The sequence below is a fragment of the Streptomyces sp. NPDC048142 genome (assembly GCF_043202835.1).
GTDB lineage: Bacteria > Actinomycetota > Actinomycetes > Streptomycetales > Streptomycetaceae > Streptomyces.
The window spans coordinates 1-20,418 of sequence record NZ_JBIDBC010000007.1 but is presented as its reverse complement, the minus strand read 5'-3'; the positions used below and the strand labels follow the sequence as shown (position 1 = coordinate 20,418).

Annotated in this window: 13 protein-coding genes; 6 read left to right on the top strand and 7 right to left on the bottom strand. The window is 70.8% G+C overall.

Annotated features, from left to right (window positions below; all coding sequences use genetic code 11):
- Window positions 1–398 precede the first annotated feature (398 nt).
- Window positions 399–3,068 (top strand): alpha-glucan family phosphorylase, encoded by a 2,670-nt coding sequence (gene glgP / locus ACGF2Y_RS11665; protein WP_392945381.1) that lies wholly within the window; start codon window positions 399–401, stop codon window positions 3,066–3,068.
- A gap of 310 nt (window positions 3,069–3,378) precedes the next feature.
- Here glgP and ACGF2Y_RS11660 read toward each other — a convergent pair whose 3' ends face one another.
- Window positions 3,379–5,424 (bottom strand): M4 family metallopeptidase, encoded by a 2,046-nt coding sequence (locus ACGF2Y_RS11660; RefSeq protein ID WP_392945380.1) that lies wholly within the window; start codon window positions 5,422–5,424, stop codon window positions 3,379–3,381.
- A 441-nt stretch (window positions 5,425–5,865) separates the two neighbouring features.
- On the bottom strand, window positions 5,866–6,231 hold the full coding sequence (locus ACGF2Y_RS11655) for a hypothetical protein (RefSeq protein WP_392945378.1): 366 nt from the start codon (window positions 6,229–6,231) through the stop codon (window positions 5,866–5,868).
- 104 nt (window positions 6,232–6,335) lie between these two features.
- Between ACGF2Y_RS11655 and ACGF2Y_RS11650 the strand changes: the two genes are divergently transcribed.
- Window positions 6,336–6,965 carry a TetR/AcrR family transcriptional regulator gene (locus tag ACGF2Y_RS11650; protein WP_392945376.1) on the top strand — a complete coding sequence of 210 codons (630 nt, stop codon included), beginning with the start codon at window positions 6,336–6,338 and terminating at the stop codon, window positions 6,963–6,965.
- Between the two features lie 135 nt (window positions 6,966–7,100).
- On the opposite strand, the gene ACGF2Y_RS11645 is transcribed toward ACGF2Y_RS11650, so the two are convergent.
- Window positions 7,101–7,310, bottom strand: coding sequence for a helix-turn-helix domain-containing protein (locus ACGF2Y_RS11645; protein WP_392945375.1), 210 nt, complete (start codon window positions 7,308–7,310; stop codon window positions 7,101–7,103).
- 270 nt (window positions 7,311–7,580) lie between these two features.
- On the opposite strand from ACGF2Y_RS11645, the gene ACGF2Y_RS11640 reads away from it, so the two are divergent.
- Window positions 7,581–7,988, top strand: a complete 408-nt coding sequence (locus tag ACGF2Y_RS11640) for a hypothetical protein (protein ID WP_392945373.1) — start codon at window positions 7,581–7,583, stop codon at window positions 7,986–7,988.
- 233 nt (window positions 7,989–8,221) lie between these two features.
- Here ACGF2Y_RS11640 and ACGF2Y_RS11635 read toward each other — a convergent pair whose 3' ends face one another.
- Entirely contained in the window at window positions 8,222–9,193 is a 972-nt protein-coding gene (locus ACGF2Y_RS11635; protein ID WP_392945371.1) for an alpha/beta hydrolase, read from the bottom strand.
- A 593-nt stretch (window positions 9,194–9,786) separates the two neighbouring features.
- Between ACGF2Y_RS11635 and ACGF2Y_RS11630 the strand changes: the two genes are divergently transcribed.
- Entirely contained in the window at window positions 9,787–11,022 is a 1,236-nt protein-coding gene (locus ACGF2Y_RS11630) for an IS701 family transposase (protein ID WP_392945757.1), read from the top strand.
- A gap of 112 nt (window positions 11,023–11,134) precedes the next feature.
- On the opposite strand, the gene ACGF2Y_RS11625 is transcribed toward ACGF2Y_RS11630, so the two are convergent.
- The 3 genes from ACGF2Y_RS11625 to glgX all read right to left on the bottom strand — a co-directional run bounded on the left by ACGF2Y_RS11625 (window position 11,135) and on the right by glgX (window position 17,385).
- Window positions 11,135–13,015, bottom strand: coding sequence for an ABC transporter ATP-binding protein (locus ACGF2Y_RS11625; RefSeq protein WP_392945369.1), 1,881 nt, complete (start codon window positions 13,013–13,015; stop codon window positions 11,135–11,137).
- On the bottom strand, window positions 13,012–14,946 hold the full coding sequence (locus ACGF2Y_RS11620; protein WP_392945367.1) for an ABC transporter ATP-binding protein: 1,935 nt from the start codon (window positions 14,944–14,946) through the stop codon (window positions 13,012–13,014). The genes ACGF2Y_RS11625 and ACGF2Y_RS11620 overlap by 4 nt, the downstream gene beginning before the upstream one ends.
- Window positions 14,947–15,105: 159 nt before the next feature.
- The gene (gene glgX / locus ACGF2Y_RS11615) at window positions 15,106–17,385 is read right to left on the bottom strand and encodes a glycogen debranching protein GlgX (protein ID WP_392945365.1); all 2,280 of its coding nucleotides are present in this window, start codon (window positions 17,383–17,385) and stop codon (window positions 15,106–15,108) included.
- A gap of 153 nt (window positions 17,386–17,538) precedes the next feature.
- Here glgX and ACGF2Y_RS11610 point away from each other — a divergent pair, with 153 nt between their 5' ends.
- Both ACGF2Y_RS11610 and ACGF2Y_RS11605 read left to right on the top strand, forming a co-directional pair.
- Complete coding sequence (locus ACGF2Y_RS11610) at window positions 17,539–18,780, top strand: Ig-like domain-containing protein (RefSeq protein ID WP_392945363.1); 1,242 nt, start codon at window positions 17,539–17,541, stop codon at window positions 18,778–18,780.
- Window positions 18,781–19,017: 237 nt separating this feature from the next.
- The gene (locus ACGF2Y_RS11605; protein WP_392945359.1) at window positions 19,018–20,262 is read left to right on the top strand and encodes an Ig-like domain-containing protein; all 1,245 of its coding nucleotides are present in this window, start codon (window positions 19,018–19,020) and stop codon (window positions 20,260–20,262) included.
- Window positions 20,263–20,418: the final 156 nt, after the last annotated feature.

The following is a 20,418-nucleotide window of genomic DNA, read 5'->3' as shown; positions in this document are numbered from 1 at the left end:
CGCCCCGACGGGATCCGGAGACCCGTTCTGCGGCGCCACACGGCAGCCTTCCCTGTGGCAGGGAGGTCCACAAGGCTGCGTACGGGAGGGAAATCGGCCAAACCCCCAGGTGAACGGAGTGACGGAGGGTCACGGGCGAGGCGGGTGGGGCACCCGTGGGACGCCCGTGGGGCGCCCGTGGAGCGGCTGTGGGGCACCCGTGGAGCGCCTGTGGCCGTCCGTGGAGCGCTCGTGGAGCGCCTGTGGGGTGGCGTGCGGCGGCCGCCCCCGGCCCCGGTGAGCCGTCCGCGCGCCGTGGCAGCCCGCCACGGACGGCCGCTACCGTCAGGGGTGACGGAAGGGACGCACACCGTGGTGCGTCCGCCCGGATGCGCAAGTCCCCTGTAAAGGTGGAGTACGTGAAGGCCATTCGTCGATTCACCGTGCGTCCTGTCCTCCCCGAACCCCTCCGACCCCTCCACGACCTCGCGCGCAACCTGCGCTGGTCCTGGCACACCGAGACCCGTGAGCTCTTCCGGGCCGCCGACCCCGAGGGCTGGCGGCCCGCGGACGCCGACCCCGTACGCCTGCTCGGCTCGCTGTCCGCCGGGCGGCTGGCCGAACTGGCCGGGAACGAGGAATACCTCGCCCGCCTCGCCGAGGCGTCCGCCGACCTGGCCGAGTATCTGGACGGCCCCCGCTGGTATCAGGAACAGCGCGCGGCCGGAGCCGAACTCCCCTCCGCCATCGCCTACTTCTCACCCGAATTCGGCGTCACCGCGGCGCTGCCCCAGTACAGCGGCGGCCTAGGCATCCTGGCCGGCGACCACCTCAAGGCCGCCAGCGACCTCGGCGTCCCGCTCATCGGCGTCGGCCTGCTCTACCGGCACGGCTACTTCCGCCAGACCCTCTCGCGCGACGGCTGGCAGCAGGAGCACTACCCCGTCCTCGACCCCAACGAGCTCCCGCTCGACCTGGTCCGCGAGGCCGACGGCACCCCCGCCCGGGTGGTGCTCGCCCTGCCCGGCGGACGCTCGCTGCACGCCTGCGTCTGGCTGGCCCGGGTCGGCCGTGTGCCGCTGCTCCTGCTCGACTCCGACGTCGAGGAGAACGCCCCCGGCGAACGCGACGTCACCGACCGGCTGTACGGCGGCGGCAGCGACCACCGGCTGCTCCAGGAGATGCTGCTCGGCATCGGCGGGGTGCGCGCCGTGCGCACCTGGTGCCGGCTGACCGGCACCCCGGAGCCGGAGGTGTTCCACACCAACGAGGGCCACGCCGGCTTCCTCGGTCTGGAGCGCATCCGTGAACTGGGCGCCGCCGGACTCGACTTCGACGCCGCCCTCGAAGTGGTCCGGGCCGGGACCGTCTTCACCACCCACACCCCGGTGCCCGCCGGAATAGACCGTTTCGAGCGGCAGCTGATCGCCCGCCACTTCGGCGACGACGGCGAGCTGCCCGGCGTGCCCGTCGAGAAGATCCTGCGGCTGGGCACCGAGACCTACCCCGGCGGCGAGCCGGAGCTGTTCAACATGGCGGTGATGGGCCTCCGGCTCGCCCAGCGCGCCAACGGCGTCTCCACCCTGCACGGGGCCGTCAGCCGGGAGATGTTCGCCGGGCTCTGGCCGGGCTTCGACCCCGCCGAGGTGCCCATCACCTCCGTCACCAACGGCGTCCACGCGCCGACCTGGGTGGCCCCCGAGGTGTTCCGGCTCGGCGCGGGCCGGGTCGGCGAGGACCGCGCCCACCAGGTGCTGGCGGGCGGCCCGGTGGCCGACGAGGCCGCCACGGGGAGCGGCACCCCCCGCCGCTGGGACGCGGTGACCGGCATCGGCGACCAGGAGATCTGGGACCTGCGCCGGGAGCTGCGCGGGCAGCTGGTCACCGAGGTCCGCCGCCGGCTCTACGCCTCCTGGCGGCGGCGCGGTGCGGGCACCGCCGAGCTTGGCTGGATCGACGGCGTCCTCGACCCGGACGTCCTGACGATCGGCTTCGCCCGGCGGGTCCCCTCGTACAAACGGCTCACGCTGATGCTGCGCGACCGCGACCGGCTGCGGGCGCTGCTGCTGCACCCGACGCACCCGATCCAGATCGTCGTCGCGGGCAAGGCCCACCCCGCCGACGACGGCGGCAAGCGGCTGGTGCAGGAGCTGGTGCGGTTCGCGGACGACCCACGGGTGCGCCACCGCATCGTTTTCCTCCCGGACTACGGCATGGGCATGGCGCAGAAGCTCTACCCGGGCTGTGACGTCTGGCTCAACAACCCGCTGCGCCCGCTGGAGGCGTGCGGTACGAGCGGGATGAAGGCGGCGCTGAACGGCTGCCTCAACCTGTCCGTGCGCGACGGCTGGTGGGACGAGTGGTTCGACCCGGACTTCGGCTGGGAGATCCCCACCGCGGACGGCTCGGCGGTCGACGAGGACCGCCGCGACGAGCTGGAGTCGAACGCCCTGTACGCCCTGATCGAGGACCGGGTCGCCCCGCGCTTCTACGACCGGGGGGCCGGGGGACTGCCCGACCGCTGGATCGAGATGGTCCGCTCCACCCTGGTCACCCTGGGGCCACGGGTGCTCGCGGGGCGGATGGTGCGCGAGTACACCGAGCGCCTGTACGCTCCGGCCGCGCGGTCCCGGCGGGCCCTGGAGCCCGGGGCCGCGCGGGATCTCGCCCGGTGGAAGGCCAAGGTCCGGGCGGCCTGGCCGGGGGTCTCCGTCGACCATGTGGAGTCGGTGACCGACACCGCGGCGGGCGGTTCGGCGGAGCTCGGCGCCACCCTGGCGCTGCGGGTGCGGGTCGCGCTCGGCGGCCTGGACCCGGACGACGTGGAGGTCCAGGTGGTGGCGGGCCGGGTCGACTCCGGCGACGCCATCGCGGACGCCCAGACCTTCCCGCTGAAGCCGGCGGGCGGCCAGGACCTGGAGGACCGCTGGCTGTACGAGGGGCCGCTCGCCCTGGACCGGACGGGACCGTACGGCTACACCGTGCGCGTCCTGCCCGCCCACAAGCTGCTGGCCACCAGCGCCGAACTGGGCCTGGTCGCGCTGCCGACCGAGGCGACGGGGGAGGGCGCGGGCGTGCTGATGCGCTGAGCGCGCGCCACGGCGGACCCGAGGGACCCGGCACCCGCGCGGTGCCGGGTCCCTGCGCGTGCCGGACCCTGTGCGCGGGCGGGGCGTCGCGCGTGCCCACGGCCGGACGGCGGGAAGCGCGTACGCCTCCCTGACCTGTACCTGTACCTGCACCTGACGAGTGCGGATTCTGGTTCCCCCCGGCCCGAGCGACTGGCCCGGCGGAGCCCGTACACGCCATGGCGAACGGCCCGGGAGGGGGCGTACTCCTCCCGGGCCGTTCCGTATGTGCTCCCTCGTGCGCTCCCTCCGGGCCGGGGGCCCGGTGGGATCAGAAGGTGAGCTTGAAGCTGTTGATCCGCCCGATGTCGTACCGCGCGCGGTCCTGGACCTTCAGCTTCCAGACTCCGTTGGCCACCTCGGACGAGGCGTTGACCGTGTAGGTCTCCACCACGTCGTCCGCGGAGTCGCCGCCGGAGGAGTTCTTCAGCCGGTAGGCGCTGCCGTCCGGGGCCACCAGGTCGATGACCAGGTCACCGCGCCAGGTGTGCGTGATGTCCACGCCGACCTTGAGGTCGCTCGGCGCGTTGCCGGCCACACCGGAGACGGTGATCGAGCTGGTGACGGCCGCACCGGCGTCCGGGATGTTCACGACGGTGTCGTTCTCGAAGACCTTGTCGCCCGGGTCGGGGTCGCCGCCGCCGGGGCGGTCGCCCACGTTGATCCCGGCCCAGGCGTGCGCCACGGCCGCGTACTCGGGGCTGGTTGCCCCGTACAGCTCACTGGCGACCGCCAGCGTGCCGGTGCGGGCCGCCGCGTAGTTCGTGGTCGAGGTGAACTTGGTGGTGAGCGCCTTGAACCAGATCAGCGACGCCTTGTCCCGGCCGATGCCGGTGACCGGCAGCCCGTCGGAGGTCGGGGAGTCGTAGCTGACACCGTTGATCGTCTTGGCGCCGCTGCCCTCGGAGAGCAGGTAGTACCAGTGGTTGGCCGGGCCCGAGGAGTAGTGGACGTCGACGTTGCCGATGCCCGAGTACCAGTAGTCCTTGGAGTTGCCGTCCCTGCTCGGCTTGTCCATGTAGCGCAGCGGGGTGCCGTTGCCACGGATGTCGATCTTCTCGCCGACCAGGTAGTCGCCCTGGTCCTCGGAGTTGTTCGCGTGGAACTCGACGGCGGCGGCGAAGATGTCGGACGTCGCCTCGTTGAGGCCGCCGGACTCACCGCTGTAGCGGAGGCCCGCCGTGTTCGAGGTGAGGCCGTGGGTCATCTCGTGGGCGGCCACGTCGATGGAGGTCAGCGGCTTGGCGTTGCCCTCGCCGTCGCCGTACGTCATGCAGAAGCAGCTGTCCTGCCAGAAGGCGTTGACGTAGTTGTTGCCGTAGTGGACGCGGGAGTACGCACCGACGCCGTCGCCCCGGATGCCGCTGCGGCCGTGCACGTTCTTGAAGTAGTCCCAGGTGAGCGCGGCCCCGTAGTGGGCGTCGGCGCCCGCGGTCTCGGCGTTCTGCGGGGTGCCGTTGCCCCAGATGTCGTCCGGCCCGGAGAACAGGGTCCCGGTGCCGGAGCTGCCCCGGTTGAGGTTGTACGTCTTGTGGTTGCCGCGCGTGGTGTCGGTCAGGGTGTACGAGGGCGCGGTGCCCAGCGTCACCTGGCCGCTGTACTGGGTGTTGCCGGTGCCGTTGTGGACGGCCTGCCACTCGTAGAGCTTCTCACCGGAGGTGGCGTCGGTGATCACGTGGAGCTCGTTCGGGGTTCCGTCGTGCTGGAGTCCGCCGACCACGGTCTCGTACGCGAGCTGCGGCGAGCCACTGCCCAGCCACACCACCTTGCGCGGGGCCTCGTCGGCCTTCGTCGCCTTCGAGCCCTCGGCCTTCGCCGCGCCGAGCGCCTGCTTCTCGGCTGCGGCCGGGGCCACGTCGGCGGTGAGGCCTACGGCCTTCAGCTGCGCACTGGTCGCCTTCGACGCCTTGCTGACGCCCTCGGCCGCCCCGGACGCGGACTCCTTGACCACGAGGTCGCCGCCGAGGACGGGGAGCCCGTTCAGGGTGCGCTCGTAGCGGGTGTGCGTCGTGCCGTCGCGGTCCAGGGTGACATCGCGGACCACGAGCTTCTCCGTGGACCCGAGGCCGAGTTCCTTGGCGGTGGCCGCCCTGGTGGCGTTCGCCTCGCTGAGCAGCTCGGCGCGCTGGGCGGGGGAGAGCTTCGCGGGCAGGGCGCCCGGGTCGGCCTTCGTACCGGCGGTGATGCCGCCGAGCGGGGCCGAGGCGGGGGCGGAGGTGGCGGTCGCGGCGCCGGAAGGGACGGCGACGGCTATGAGGGCTGCTGCGGCTATCAGAGCGCCGGTCGCGGTGGCGCGACGGCTGGGCGTGGATCTCACGCGGTCTCCTTCTGCGAGGGGGGTACCGGCGGCGCTTGACGGGCCGTCCGGACAATGCAGGCGGTGCGCAGAACGGGTGAAGAGTGTCAGGAGAAGACCGTGCCTGTCAGGGGCGCGTCAAGAACTTGGCCGATTTTCGTTCGTTGCCAGAAAGGTCATGTTCGTTAAGCGGACGTTTCACCGGTCATTGCCGCGGTGTTACCTGGCGTTGCGGAGCCCTGTACTCACAGGGTGGTCACAGGTTTCGTGCGCCACGGACGCCGCGCCGCCGAGGGCGGGAGGGGTGTGATGACCGCCTGATGAGACGGCGTCGGGTTCTGGCCAGATCCGCACGCCGGAATGTGTCGGTCCGTCAGAACGCGGACAGAGGGCGGGTGGAGGGCTCAGGTCGGCGCGGCGTGTCCCGACGTCGCCGGTCCGGAGTCCGTGCGCCGTCGGGGCTCAGGCGTGCGTCCCGGCGGCCTGCCTGTCGTGCCGGGGGAGCGGGCCGGGGCGCCAGGACAGCAGGACCGTCATGGTCAGGCAGACGAGGTCGAAGACCAGGACTCCCGCCCCGAACCCGCCCCTGGCGATGTACGCGAAGAACGCCACGGTGAAGACCCCTGACGCCAGGCCGAACGCCGACATCAGCGCCGGGCCCGCGTGCCGCTCCGGCAGGGCCGCTGTCGCGGTGAGGGCGGCCGTCACCAGGATGTCGGGGCCGATGAAGGCCGTGTCCACGCCGCGTACGAAGAGGTTCAGCAAGGTCCCGAGGGCGATGAAAGCGGCTGTGCAGCGGGCGGCGGAGGTGAGGGTGGTGATGCGCACGGTCCTGCCTCTTTCGGGTGGGGAGAGAGTGGCGGTCACTATGTCTACGCTGTAGACAGCGCCATGTCTACAGCGTAGACGTGGGGCGTGGCAGAATGCCAGGCATGGGCAAGACGCGCTTCCTCAATCCCGGACTGATCGTCCGCACCGCTCTGGACATGGGGGACCGTGACGGCGCCGACGCCATGACGATGCGCCGGATCGCCGGTGAGCTCGGCTGTGATCCCATGGCGCTCTATCGCCACTTCTCCAACCGCGACGCACTGCTCGACGCCGTCGCCGATCTGGCCCTCTCGGAAGTCGCGGACCCCGACGCGTCCCTCCCCTGGGACCAGCGGATCGAGGCCACGGCAGCAGCCTTCCGGGGCGCCGCCGTTCAACACCCCGGGATCACCGCGCACATGGCCGCACGCCCGCCCCTGGGGGAGCACGGGCGGCGGCTCGCCGCGGGGATGCTGGGCGCGCTCGTCGCCGCTGGACTGCCGCCCGCCGCCGCCGTACGGAGTTTCCAGGCGCTCGTCGCCCACCTGGCCTCCTCCCTGGCGATGGCTGTACAGGCAGGGTCACGGGACCGCCGCTGGGACCAGGTGCGGGACATGGTCAACGCGTTGCCCGGCGCCGAGGCCGCCGGGGACGAACTGTTCGTCGTCGGGGGTGACGAACAGTTCCGGTTCGGGCTGCGGCTGTTGCTGGCCGGCATCCGGGCGGAGGCCGCGGCCGTTCGTCAACCCTGACGCGCGGCCTCGACCGCCGTGTACCCGGGAACCCTCAGCACTGACTGTAGGAAGCGTGACTTCGCGAGCGGCGGCTCGGGCGGGCAGTAGGCGGCAGGCGGCAGGCGGCAGGCCGGGGCCTTACGGCTGGTGACGTCAGCTCGCGGCGTCCTTGAGCCGTTCGGGGTCCAGGACGGTGATGCGGCCGCGGGCCAGGCGGAGCAGGCCGTGGTCGGCGTAGTCGTGCAGGACTTTGGTGCAGGTTTCGCGGGAGGTGCCGGCGGCGCGGGCCGCGTCCAGTACGGCCGGGGCGGCGTCCAGGTGCGCGCCGGCATCGGCCAGGCGTCCGGGGCGGTGATCAGCCACGCGTCGGCCGACGCCCCCGCCGCCGGCCGGCGGCGGATCAGCACGACGGCGTACAGCAGCAACAGGCCGGCCTGGAGCAGTACGAACCAGTTCAGACGCTGCGTGAGGTAGATCCCGAAGCAGCCGCAGTTCGGCACCGTCAGGCCCCGTGCGTACGCCTGTGCGGCCAGCAGTGACCACACCACCGACACGCCGCTGTACACCCACACCGGGCTTAAGGGCCTCCGAGCGCGGCTACGCGACGCCGACCTGGAGACCTTCCGCATCTACGTGTTGGGCCTGGACCGCAACGGGCGGCGAAAGTCGGACCTGATCACCGCCTTGCGCGTCCTGTGGCTCTTCAGCGAGCGCATGCCCGCCCAGTGCCGCCTCGACTGGGACTTCCCCTGGGCCGGCCGGACCGCCAAAGAGGTCGTCGGGGCACCGGCAGGAACTGAGCGGGAGAACAAGACCCCCCGCATCGCCGACGACACCATGGAGGCCCTCTTGGCCTGGGTCCTGGTGATGATCGAGGAAGCCGGCCCCGACATCCGGGACGCCTGGCATGAATACCACCAGCTGGAGGCTGGGAGGCACCACTCGCAGACCCGCTGCACCGGCACCCGGGAGGAACGACTTCGGGTATACCTCTCGTACTGTCGCAAAATGGGTGTTCCCCAGGGTGTCAACGCAAGCTGATCATATCGAGGCCCCGTGCCTGTCGATTCGCTCTCCCTGATCCCTACTTGGCGAAACTGGGGCCCTCTCCATCCGCATGACACCTGCCGCATGTGCGCCCACCTCCAGCGCGTAACCGAACCGCGTTCGTGTCGCGGGCGGTGGTATCCCGGGTTCTCAAAGTTGGCTGCCAGGGGAATCCGACGAGGGGCGCCCAAGGTCGCATGACCGAAAGCGCCCCAATCGGTCCGCTCCTAGCTGCTCGCTCCTGCAACCCAAGCGGAAATATCTTCGCTGAGCTTCTCGGGTGCTTTGGTATGTCCCAAGTACTCGTACTTCAAATGATCAGCGTCGGGATACTTCTTCGCCCAGGCGCTTGCCGCGCTCGGCGGAGTGACCGGGTCACGAGAGTTTTCCAGCAGAAGCAGGCTCGGCGCATCCTTTGCTTCCGGTAGCGTCCACGAAGAGTCTTCATCGCCTGGCATTACCGAGCACGCATAGTGCATGCGGGACAGTGCCGCCCCGAGAGGGTTTTTCTCCTGCGAACCCGCCCCGGCTCCCCATCCGTTATACGCTGGGCAGAGATTGGCAATGTACCCGGCGAAATCTGGCAGAACCTGATTGTCGCCGTGGCGTCGAGTGAACGCGTAACTTCCTGAATTTATGACTTCTTGGTCGATGGTGCTGAGCTTCGGCCAGTTAGTCAAGATTCCGCGAAGCGGCTTCTCGTTGCTCTCCATGTTATTGGACAGCGAGAAGAGGGCGGTCATCCGCTCGTACTCTTCGGCACCGCCGGCGAGGCCGGTCGGAGTCGTAATATCGCTCCCCATCTCTCGTAGCTTCCGGTGAAGGTCTTTCTGGCAATCGGTGGACGCATCGCTGCTTGTGCACCCCATTATGTCTTGCAAGCCTTCTTCCAGTGCAAGGCTTCGCTCGGACATCAAGATGGTTGCGTGCGTGCCCGGTGGTGGGGCAGGTGCGTCCATAACTGCCCAGCCGCCAGTTCGCTTCAGCTCCGGTATTACAGCACTCGCCCGGACTGCGCCGAACGACTGTGCATAGATGCCTGAAATACTTCCTTCTTTCCTGCCCAGCTCCTTGAAGGACTTTACATACTCCGTGCGATCGAGACGGTATAGGTCAGCATCACAAGAGTCCTTGAACTGATCAGGCCATTCCTTTACCTGCTGGTCGGAAAGCTCGCCGCCTGCGGATACGCTCGCCAAGCTTTTGAGGCAGCCTGGGCTGACCTCGTGTACGGCCCAAGGCTCTACGAGCATCGCTACGGTCGCATTCTTCAGCCAAGAAGGGAGCAGCGACCTCGTGAGTCCTACGTCGAGCGGGCTTAGTCCGGGGCCTCCAGGGTCCCAAAAGACCAATCCAGCTCGTTGTTCAGGTATCGGACCGGCCGAGGCTTGCGATTCCTCCGCGCCCTGAAGTGGCGCGTAAATGACCGCCCATATTCCTGTGGAGAGTAGGTGGCAACGAACAGTTTTACCGGCGCATGCCCGGGGCGTCGACGGTTTCGGCGTTGTCGACTTCTCGGCATCGGTTTGACGCTCGTGGGGCTGGTATAGGAAGAGGCCTGCGATGATGACGGCGGCCAAAGCCGCCACGCTGGCGAACCAGCGGGCGGCTTTGACTTTGCCGAGATGGCGAATTAGTACTCCAGCTGTAGATCGCGATCTTGCTGGGCGGGGCTGGTCCGGGAACGGGTGCGGCCACCGGTGATCATCGGTGTGTGAAGACAGAAGATCAGACGGTGGCCGCGGGTCACAGTATAGATCCTGCTCGCTGGCAGGAGGCGTTCGAGGCCTTGATGGGCCGTATCGCGGGACGGTTCGTCCGGGTGGAACCCCGTCGCCGGGCGAGGGCGTTCGTCCTCGGGTTGTTGTCGGGCCTGCCGCGCAAGAACTGCTGGACGCTCGCCGAGCATGCCGGGGACGCGAATCCGCATGGTCTGCAGCACCTGCTGTCGAGGGCCAGATGGGACGCCGACGCGGTACGCGATGACATCCGGGGCTTCGTCGTTGAGCACCTGCACCACGAGGACGCGGTGCTGGTCGTGGACGAGACCGGCGACCTGAAGAAGGGCACCGGCACGGTGGGCGTGCAGCGCCAGTACACCGGCACCGCAGGCCGCATCGAGAACAGCCAGGTCGCCGTCTACCTCGCCTACTCAACCCCGCTCGGGCACGCGGCGATCGACCGGGAGCTGTATGTTCCGCGCTCCTGGACCGAGGACCCGGCCCGCTGCCGGGCCGCCGGGATACCCGACGCCGTCGGCTTCGCCACGAAACCCGCCCTCGCCGCCCGCATGATCGGCCGCGCCCTGGACGCCGGCGTTGCCGCATCCTGGGTGGCGGGCGATGAGGTCTACGGAGGCAACCCGCACCTGCGGACCGAGCTGGAGAGACGCGAGACCGGCTACGTGCTCGCCGTGGCCCGTGACCACCAGATCACCACCCGAGCTGGCAACTTCCGGGCCGACGTCCTGGTCAAGATGCTGCCGAAGCGGGCCTGGCAGAAACTCTCCGCCAGCGACGGCGCCAAGGGGCACCGCTTCTACGACTGGGCCCTGGCCGACATCGCCGACGACCGGCCGGGCCACCGTCAGCTGCTCGTCCGCCGCAACCGGCGCACCCGTGAACTTGCCTTCTACCGCTGCTACTCAGCAGTCCGGGTTCCGCTGTCCACCCTGGTGCGGGTCGCCGGGCGCAGATGGACGGTCGAGGAGACCTTCCAGTCCGGCAAGGGCCTGGCCGGACTGGACGAGCACCAGGTCAGACGCTGGACGTCCTGGCACCGCTGGGTCACCCTCGCGATGCTCGCCCACGCCTTCCTCACCGTCGTCCGCGCCGACGAACACGCCCGCCACTCGAAGCCGGACGGGCTGATACCGCTCACCTGCAACGAGATCCAGCACCTGTTCACCGCGCTCGCCGTCCGGCCCGTCCACGACGCGACCCACCGGCTCGACTGGTCCCATTGGCGACGCCGCCACCAGGCCCGATCCCAGGCCAGCCACTATCAGCGACAAGCCGCCCAGACATGAAGATTGCGATCTACAGCTGGAGTATTAGTTACCCTACGAAGTCAGTGCGCACAGATTCTTGGAATTGCGCATTCGGTGCGCACCCAACTGCGGAACCTGCAAGCCCCTCCGCTCAGGCCAGGCTGTCCTTCCACGTCCGGTGCAGACCCGCGAACCTCCCCGTCCCGCCGATCAGTTCGGCGGGCGCGCCGTCCTCCACGATCCGGCCGTGTTCCATCACCAGTACCCGGTCCGCGATCTCCACCGTGGAGAGCCGATGCGCGATCACCACCGCCGTGCGGCCGTGCAGCACCGTGTCCATGGCCCGCTGCACGGCCCGCTCGCCGGGGATGTCCAGGGAACTGGTCGCCTCGTCCAGGATCAGTACCGCCGGGTTTGCCAGCAGGGCCCGGGCGAAGGCCACCAACTGCCGCTGGCCCGCCGAGATCCGTCCGCCCCGTTTGCGTACGTCGGTGTCGTAGCCGTCGGGCAGGGAGGCGATGAAGTCGTGCGCGCCGATCGCCTTCGCGGCGTGCTCGATCTCCTCACGGGTGGCGTCCGGGCGGCCGATCGCGATGTTCTCCGCGACCGTCCCGGAGAACAGGAACGCCTCCTGCGTCACCATCACCACGCCCCGGCGCAGCTCCGCGGTGTCCAGGTCGCGCAGGTCCGTGCCGTCCAGCAGGACCCGGCCCTCGGTCGGGTCGTAGAAGCGGGCCAGCAGCTTGGCGAGCGTCGACTTGCCCGCGCCCGTCGAGCCGACGACCGCCACCGTCCGGCCCGCCGGGATGTGCAGGTCGAGGGCGGGCAGGACTTCGCCGCCCGTACGGTAGGCGAACCGCACCCCCTCGAACGTGACGTCCCGGCCCGGGAGCCGGCCGGAGCGCGGCGGCAGCTGCCTGGGGCGGTCGGTCTCCGGGACGTTCGGCGTCTGGGCCAGCAGGCCGGCGATCTTCGTCAGCGAGGCGGCCGCCGACTCGTAGGAGTTGAGGAACATCCCCAGCCGGTCGATCGGGTCGTACAGCCGGCGCAGATACAGCACCGCCGCCGCCAGCACCCCGAGCGCCAGCGTGCCGTCCGCCACCCGGTAGGCGCCCCACAGCACCATGCCGGCCACCGCCGTGTTCGCGATCAGCCGCGAGCCGACGACATAGCGCGCCATCTCCAGGATCGCGTCGCCGTTCCTCCGCTCGTGGTGGCTGTTCAGCGCGCCGAACACCGCGTCGTTGCTCCGCTCCCGGCGGAACGCCTGGACCGGGCGGATGCCGTTCATCGTCTCCGCGAACTTCACGATCACCGCCGCGATGGCCGTCGACCGCGCCGTGAACGCGACGGACGCCCGCCGCCGGTACATCCGGACCATCAGATACAGCGGTACGAAGGAGAGCGTGGCGATCGCGCCGATCCCCAGGTCCAGCCAGAGCAGCACCAGCGAGATCGACACGAACGACAGGACCACGCCGATCAGTTCCTGGAGCCCCTCGCTCAGCAGCTCCTGAAGCGACTCCACATCCGTCGTGGAGCGCGAGATCAGCCGGCCCGAGGTGTAGCGCTCGTGGAAGTCGACACTGAGCGCCTGCGCGTGCCGGAAGATCCGGCCGCGCAGATCGAGCAGCGCGTCCTGGTTGATCCGTGCGGAGGCCCGGATGAAGCCGTACTGGAGGACGCCCGCGCCGACGGAACACAGCGCGTAGCCGACCGCGACCGCCATCAGCGGCCCGTAGTCGTGGTCCCGGAACGCCGGAACCCCGCTGTCGATCGCGTACGCGACCAGCAGCGGGCCCGCCTGCATCGCGAGCTGCTGGACCAGCAGGAGCAGGGCCGCCACCGCGACCCGGCCGCGCATCGGGGCCAGCAGCGAGAACAGCAGCGCCCTCGTCGCCCCGGGCGGCGCGGGCAGGTCGTCCTGGTCGAACGGGTCGTCGGAGAGCTGTCGTCCGGGCGCGGCCGGACTCTGCGGCCGGACCTCGTCCCCGGCCGCCGGGAGCGAGGCGTCGTCGGTGGTCGTGGTCATCGGGCACTGCCCTCCTCGGCGGGGACCTGCCGGACGGCGCCCCGGTCGTCCTCGTGCCCGGTGCTGTGCCCGGTGCCGTGCTCGTCCTTGTGCTCGTGCTCGTGCTCGGTGCCGGCGGACCCGGCGCTCCCGTGCCCCCGACCCGTACGGGCCGGATCGCCGCGCTCGGCGCCCGACATCAGCCAGGCGTACTCCGCGTTGTCGCGCATCAGCTCCTGATGGGTGCCGACCGCGGTGATCCGGCCCCCGGACAGCAGCGCCACCCGGTCGGCCAGCATCACCGTGGAGGGCCGGTGCGCCACGACCACCGCCGTCGTCCGCTCCAGGACCTGCCGCAGCGCGGCCTCCACCAGCGTCTCCGTGTGCACGTCCAGTGCGGAGAGCGGGTCGTCCAGCACCAGGAAGCGCGGCTCCCCGACCACCGCGCGGGCCAGCGCCAGGCGCTGGCGCTGGCCGCCGGAGAGGCTCAGCCCCTGCTCGCCGACCTCGGTGTCCAGCCCCTGCGGCAGCTCGTGCACGAAGTCGGCCTGGGCCACCGACAGCGCCCGGCGCACCTGCCGTCCGTCCGCGTCCGCCGCGCCCATCGTCACGTTCTCGCCGACCGTCGCGGAGAACAGCGTCGGCTCCTCGAACGCCACCGACACCAGCTCCCGCAGCCCCGAGCGCTCCATCGTGGCGATGTCCTCGCCGTCCAGCGTGATCCGCCCGCCGGTCACCTCGTGCAGCCGGGGCACCAGAGCGGTGAGCGTCGTCTTGCCCGATCCCGTACCCCCGACGAGGGCCAGTGTCTCGCCGGGCCGGATGTGCAGGTCGATCCCGGCGAGGACCGGCGGAGCCTCCGGATCCGCGTCCGGGTAGCGGAACTCGACGCCCTCGAACACCATCCCGGCGGCGGTGGCCGGCGCGTCCTCGCGTACGGCGACGGCGGCGGCCCCGGGTTCCTCCGCCACGTCCATCACCTCGAAGTACCGGTCGGTGGCGGTCGCCGACTCCTGGCTCATCGCCAGCAGGAAGCCGATCGACTCCACCGGCCAGCGCAGGGCGAGCGCCGTGGCGAGGAACGCCACCAGCGTGCCCGCGGACAGCGATCCGTCCGCCACCTGGACCGTGCCGAGCACCAGCGCCGCGCCGATCGCCAGCTCCGGGATGGCGGTGATCAGCGCCCAGATCCCGGCGAGCAGCCGGGCCTTGCCCAGCTCCACGGTGCGCAGCCGGTGCGACAGCGCCCGGAACGCCTGCGCCTGGCTGCGGTGCCGGCCGAAGCCCTTGACGATGCGGATGCCGAGCACGCTCTCCTCGACGACCGTGGTGAGGTCGCCGACCTGGTCCTGGGCCCGGCGCGCGACCACCGAGTACTTCGTCTCGAACAGCGAGCACAGGACCATCAGCGGCACGGCGGGGGCCAGCAGCACCAGCCCGAGCGCCCAGTCCTGGGCGAACAGGAGGACGAACCCGACCAGGATCGTCGTCGCGTTCACGACCAGGAAGGTCAGCGGGAACGCCAGGAACATCCGCAGCAGCATCAGGTCCGTCGTCCCGCGCGACAGCAGCTGACCCGAGGCCCAGCGGTCGTGGAACGCGACCGGGAGCCGTTGCAGATGGCGGTACAGGTCCGCCCGCATCGACGCCTCGACCCCGGCCAGCGGGCGCGCCACCAGCCACCGCCGGAACCCGAACAGCAGCGCCTCCGCGATGCCGAGCAGCAGCAGATACAGCGCCCCCAGCCACACCCCGCCCGGATCGCGGTCGGCGACGGGACCGTCCACCATCCACTTCAGGACCAAGGGGATCACCAGCCCCAGACAGGACGCCAGGATCGCCACGAAGGCGGCGGTGAACAGGCGCACCCGCACGGGTCGGACGTAGGGCCTCAGACGCAGGAGGGAGCGCACGGCGGACCGGTCCGTGGGCTCTGCAGGCTTCGCGGGCATCAGGGCCGACCCTACGGTTCACCACTGACATCGGTCCTCCCTATTTCGGCCGGACCCCGCCGCCTTCGCCGGCCGCCGCCCCGGCCGCCGGGGACCGGGCCGCGGCCGTCGCCGTCGGCTACGACCGGGGCAGCCCCGGCCGATCCGTACTCCCCCTTCTCAGGCCGTCACCCGCAGCAGCAGCACCGAGCGGGCCGGCACCGTCACCTCCGTACCGCCGTCGACGACCGTGCCGGGGGCCTCCGCCTGCTCCTCCCGCGAGGTGTCCAGGACCAGTTCGTAGGCGTTCGCCCACGGCGCTCCCGGCAGCGCGAAGGCCGTCGGCTCCGCGCCCGCGTGCAGCACCGCCAGGAAGCTGTCGTCGGTCACCGGCTCGCCCCGCGCGTCCCGCCCCGGGATGTCCCGGCCCGAGAGGTAGAGGCCGAGCGTGGCGGCGGGGGCGTACCAGTCGCCCTCCGTCATCTCCCGGCCGTCCCGGGCGAACCATGCCAGGTCCCGCAGCCCGTCCGGGGCCTGCGCCCGGCCAGAGAAGAACGCGCGGCGCCGCAGCACCGGATGGGTCCGCCGCAGCGTCAGCACCCGGGCCGTCAGTTCGGTCAGCTCCCGCCACTCCGGCTGGTCGAGCAGCGACCAGTCCAGCCAGCCGGTCTCGTTGTCCTGGCAGTAGGCGTTGTTGTTGCCGCCCTGCGTCCGGCCCATCTCGTCGCCCGCCACCAGCATCGGCACCCCGGTGGACAGCAGCAGGGTGGTCAGCAGGTTACGGAGCTGGCGGCGGCGCAGCGCGTTGATCTCCGGATCGTCGCTCTCGCCCTCCGCCCCGCAGTTCCACGCCCGGTTGTCGTTCGTCCCGTCCCGGTTGCCCTCCCCGTTCGCCTCGTTGTGCTTCTGCTCGTAACTGACCAGGTCGCGGAGGGTGAAACCGTCGTGCGCTGTGACGAAGTTGACCGAGGCGTACGGGCGGCGGCCGCCCCAGGCGTACAGGTCGCTGGAGCCGGTCAGCCGGTAGCCGAGATCCCGTACGTCGGGGAGTGCGCCGCGCCAGAAGTCGCGCACCGCGTCGCGGTAGCGGTCGTTCCACTCGGTCCACAGAGGAGGGAAGGCCCCCACCTGATAGCCGCCGTTGCCGACGTCCCACGGCTCGGCGATGAGCTTGACCCGGCGCAGCACCGGGTCCTGGGCGATCACCGCGAGGAACGGGGAGAGCATGTCGACATCGTGCATCGAGCGGGCGAGCGCCGCCGCCAGGTCGAAGCGGAACCCGTCGACGCCCATCTCGGTGACCCAGTAGCGCAGCGAGTCGGTGATGAGCCGCAGCACCTGGGGCTGCACCACGTGCAGGGTGTTGCCGCAGCCGGTGTAGTCGGCGTAGCGGCGCGGGTCGTCCCGCAGCCGGTAGTAGCCCCGGTTGTCGATGCCGCGCAGCGACAGCATCGGGCCCAGCTCGCCCGCCTCCGCGGTGTGGTTGTAGACGACGTCGAGGATCACCTCGATCCCGGCGTCGTGCAGCGCGTGCACCATCCGCTTGAACTCGCCGACCTGCTGGCCGGCCGTGCCGGAGGCGGAGTAGCCGGCGTGCGGGGCGAAGTAGCCGATGGAGTTGTAGCCCCAGTGGTTGTGCAGCCCGCGCCGCAGGAGGTGGTCCTCGTGGGCGAACTGGTGCACCGGGAGCAGTTCGACGGCGGTCACCCCGAGCCGGGTGAGGTGTTCGACCGCGGCCGGGTGCGCGAGCCCCGCGTACGTGCCGCGCAGCTCGGGCGGGATGCCCGGGTGGAGCCTGGTGAAGCCGCGCACGTGCAGCTCGTAGATGACGGAGTCGGCCCACGGGGTCTTGGGCCGGCGGTCCTCCACCCAGTCGTCGTCATCGTGGACGACCACGCCCTTGGGCACGAAGGGCGCCGAGTCCCGGTCGTCGCGCACGGTGTCGGCGACCTGCTGGTCCGGCCAGTCCCGTACATGCCCGTAGACCTCGGGCGGCAGGGTGAAGGTCCCGTCGACCGCACGGGCGTACGGGTCCAGCAGCAGCTTCGCCGCGTTCCACCGGGCCCCCGTCCACGGGTCCCAGCGGCCGTGCACCCGGTAGCCGTAACGCTGACCGGGCCGCACCCCGGGCACGAAGCCGTGCCAGATCTCATGGGTCAGCTCGGTCAGCGGGCAGCGGGTCTCCGCGCCCCGCTCGTCGAACAGGCACAGCTCGACGGCCTCGGCCCCGCCCGCCCACAGCGCGAAATTGGTCCCCGCCACCCCGTCCGGGCCGACCCGGAAGCGGGCCCCCAGCGGCATCGGGGCCCCGGGCCAGGCGCCGGGGAAGCGGGGCCCGGCACGCAGGGCTTCCGTGACGTCCCCACGGGTGCCGGGCCCGGCCCGGCCCGGTGGTTCCCCGGTCTCCACCCCGATCCCCGCCGGATCCTGTACTGCCTCCTGCTCGGCTGCGCTCGACATGTGTAGCCTCCCGCGGCTCGTGGGACGGGCACCGGAGAAGAGGCGCGCGGCGTCCCGGCCGCGGCCCCTGTCGCAGTAGTCCTCCCCTCTGTTCTGCCCACCGGTGGGCCCACACTCACGTTTCCCCCGACCGGCCCTGGTCGTTGGGGGAGCGTGAACCACACAGCGAAGAGCGCACGGGCCGGCTCGGCCGCCGTGCTGACCTGGGCAGGACTGCTGACCGTGCTGGCCCTTCTGACCGGCTGCACCGACACCCGGGGGGCCCTGCTCAACGGCAAGGCGCGATCCCCCGGCGACGCGATCAGCGTCTTCCCCGAGGACGGCGCCGAGGACGTCGACGAGGAGACCCGCATCGCGGTGAAGGTCCCCGACGGGCGGCTGGAGAGCGTGAAGGTCATGCGGATCGAGGACGCGCAGCAGCAGACGGTGGCGGGGCGCATCGCCGAGGACGGGCGCTCCTGGGCCCCGGAGTCCCGGGTGGCCCGGCTCGCCCTCGCCGCGAAGTACAGCATCGACGCGGTGGCCGTGGACGGGGCCGGGCGCCGCTCCGCCCGGCACGCCACCTTCACCACGCTCGTCCCCGAGCACCGCTTCATCGGCTACTTCAAACCGGAGAACCGGTCCACCGTGGGCACCGGCATGATCGTCTCCTTCTCCTTCAACCGCCCGGTCGCCGACCGCGCCGCGGTGGAGAAGGCCATCCGGGTGACGTCCGATCCGGTGGTGGAGGTCGCCGGCCACTGGTTCGGCGAGGACCGGCTCGACTTCCGCCCGAAGGCGTACTGGAAGCCCGGCACCGAGGTCACCGTGGACATCGGGCTGCGGGACGTCGAGGGCGCCCCGGGCGTCTACGGCAGCCAGGACAAGACCGTCGTCTTCACGGTCGGCCGCTCCCAGGTCTCCCGGGTCGACGCGGAGGACAAGACGATGGAGGTGCGCCGCGGGGGAGACCCCGTCGTGACGGTCCCGATCACCGCGGGGGCCCCGAAGACGACCACGTACAACGGGAAGATGGTGGTCACCGAGATGCACGAGGTGACCCGGATGAACGGGGCGACCGTCGGCTTCACGGACGAGAAGGGCAAGGGCGAGTACGACATCAAGGACGTTCCGCACGCGATCCGGCTCACCGAGTCCGGCACCTTCCTGCACGGCAACTACTGGGCCGACGAGTCCGTCTTCGGCGAGGAGAACGTCAGTCACGGCTGCATCGGACTGCGCGACGCCAAGGGCGGCGGCACCACCACCCCCGGCGGCTGGTTCTTCGACCGGACCCTGATCGGCGACGTGGTCGAGGTGGTCAACTCCCAGGACAAGAAGGTCGCGCCGGACAACGGGCTCAGCGGCTGGAACCTCGGCTGGAAGAAGTGGAAGGCCGGCTCCGCCCTGCGCTGAGGCCCCCGGACGCCCCGCCTGTCCGGGTATCCGGGCCTCCGGTCGTCGTCCCCCCGGGTATGCCCCTGCCCCCCGCGCCACCTGCACAGCTCCCCGGACCACTTGGGACCGAACAGTGACATTCCGGGGGGAGTTCACCCCGCTCGCGATGTGATTATCTTGCAGTGGCGCGCATGATTCGGCGCGTGGGGGTGCGGGCCTTGGCGGGGCCAGGCCGTGTGAGGGGAGACGACCACAGTGAACGGGCAGCCGATATCGGGGGCATCGGCCGGGGCGAGCGGGAAGCGGCGCGGCGGACCGGGGCTCCTGGCCCTGGTTCTGGGAGCAATGCTGTTGCTGGTGACGGCGTGCGGCGGCAGCGCCGACGCGGGGGAGAAGAAGGACCCGGCGGGCAGTACGAAGAAAGAGGACACGACAGCCTCGCAGGCGGTGGTGACCATCGCGCCGAAGGACGGTGCGGATTCCGTGGCGACCAGCGGCGCGCTGAAGATCGGCGCCGAGCAGGGCAAGCTCACCACGGTGAAGGTCGCCGACCCCAAGGGCAACGAGGTCGAGGGCGAGATCGCGGCGGACGGCGCGAGCTGGACACCGGAGCGGCACCTCGCCGCCGCCACCAAGTACACGGTGCACGCGGTAGCCAAGGACGCCAAGGGCCGTGAGTCGGCGAAGGACACCACCTTCACCACGCTCGTGCCGGCGAACACCTTCATCGGGCACTACACGCCGGAGGACGGCTCCACCGTCGGGGTCGGCATGCCGGTCTCCCTCAACTTCACCCGGGGCATCACCGATCCGGACGCGGTGGAGCGGGCGATCAAGGTGACGGCCGAACCGGCCGTCGAGATCGAGGGCCACTGGTTCGGCAACGACCGCCTCGACTTCCGCCCGGAGAAGTACTGGGCGGCGGGCACCAAGGTGACCGTCGACCTCAACCTCGACGGCGTCGAGGGCCGGCCGGGCGTCTACGGCAAGCAGGCCAAGACGGTGACGTTCACCATCGGCCGCAGCCAGGTCTCCACCGTCGACGCGGACGCGAAGCGGATGACGGTGGTCCGCGACGGCAAGCAGATCAAGGACATCCCGATCTCCGCGGGCGCCCCGGCGACGACCACGTACAACGGTCAGATGGTCATCAGCGAGAAGCTCAAGGTGACCCGGATGAACGGCGACACCGTCGGCTTCGGCGGCGAGTACGACATCAAGGACGTGCCGCACGCCATGCGGCTGTCCACCTCGGGCACCTTCCTGCACGGCAACTACTGGGGCGCGTCCTCCATCTTCGGCAACACCAACACCAGCCACGGCTGTGTCGGTCTGCGCGATGTGCGCGGCGGCTACGACAACCAGACGCCGGCGGCGTGGTTCTACAACAGGTCGATGATCGGCGACGTGGTCGTCGTGAAGAACTCCCAGGACAAGCAGATCCAGCCGGACAACGGCCTCAACGGCTGGAACATGGACTGGGAGGAGTGGAAGAAGTAGGACTTCCCTCCGCTCCCCGATCGACCCGGCGGGGGCCGGGGGGGGGCCCCCCGCCCCCCGCCCCCCCCCCGGCGGGGGCCCCCCCCGGGGGGGGGGGGCGCCCAAAACACATAGCAATTCGGTGGGGCCCGAGTATCCGGGGCACACGCGGCACGG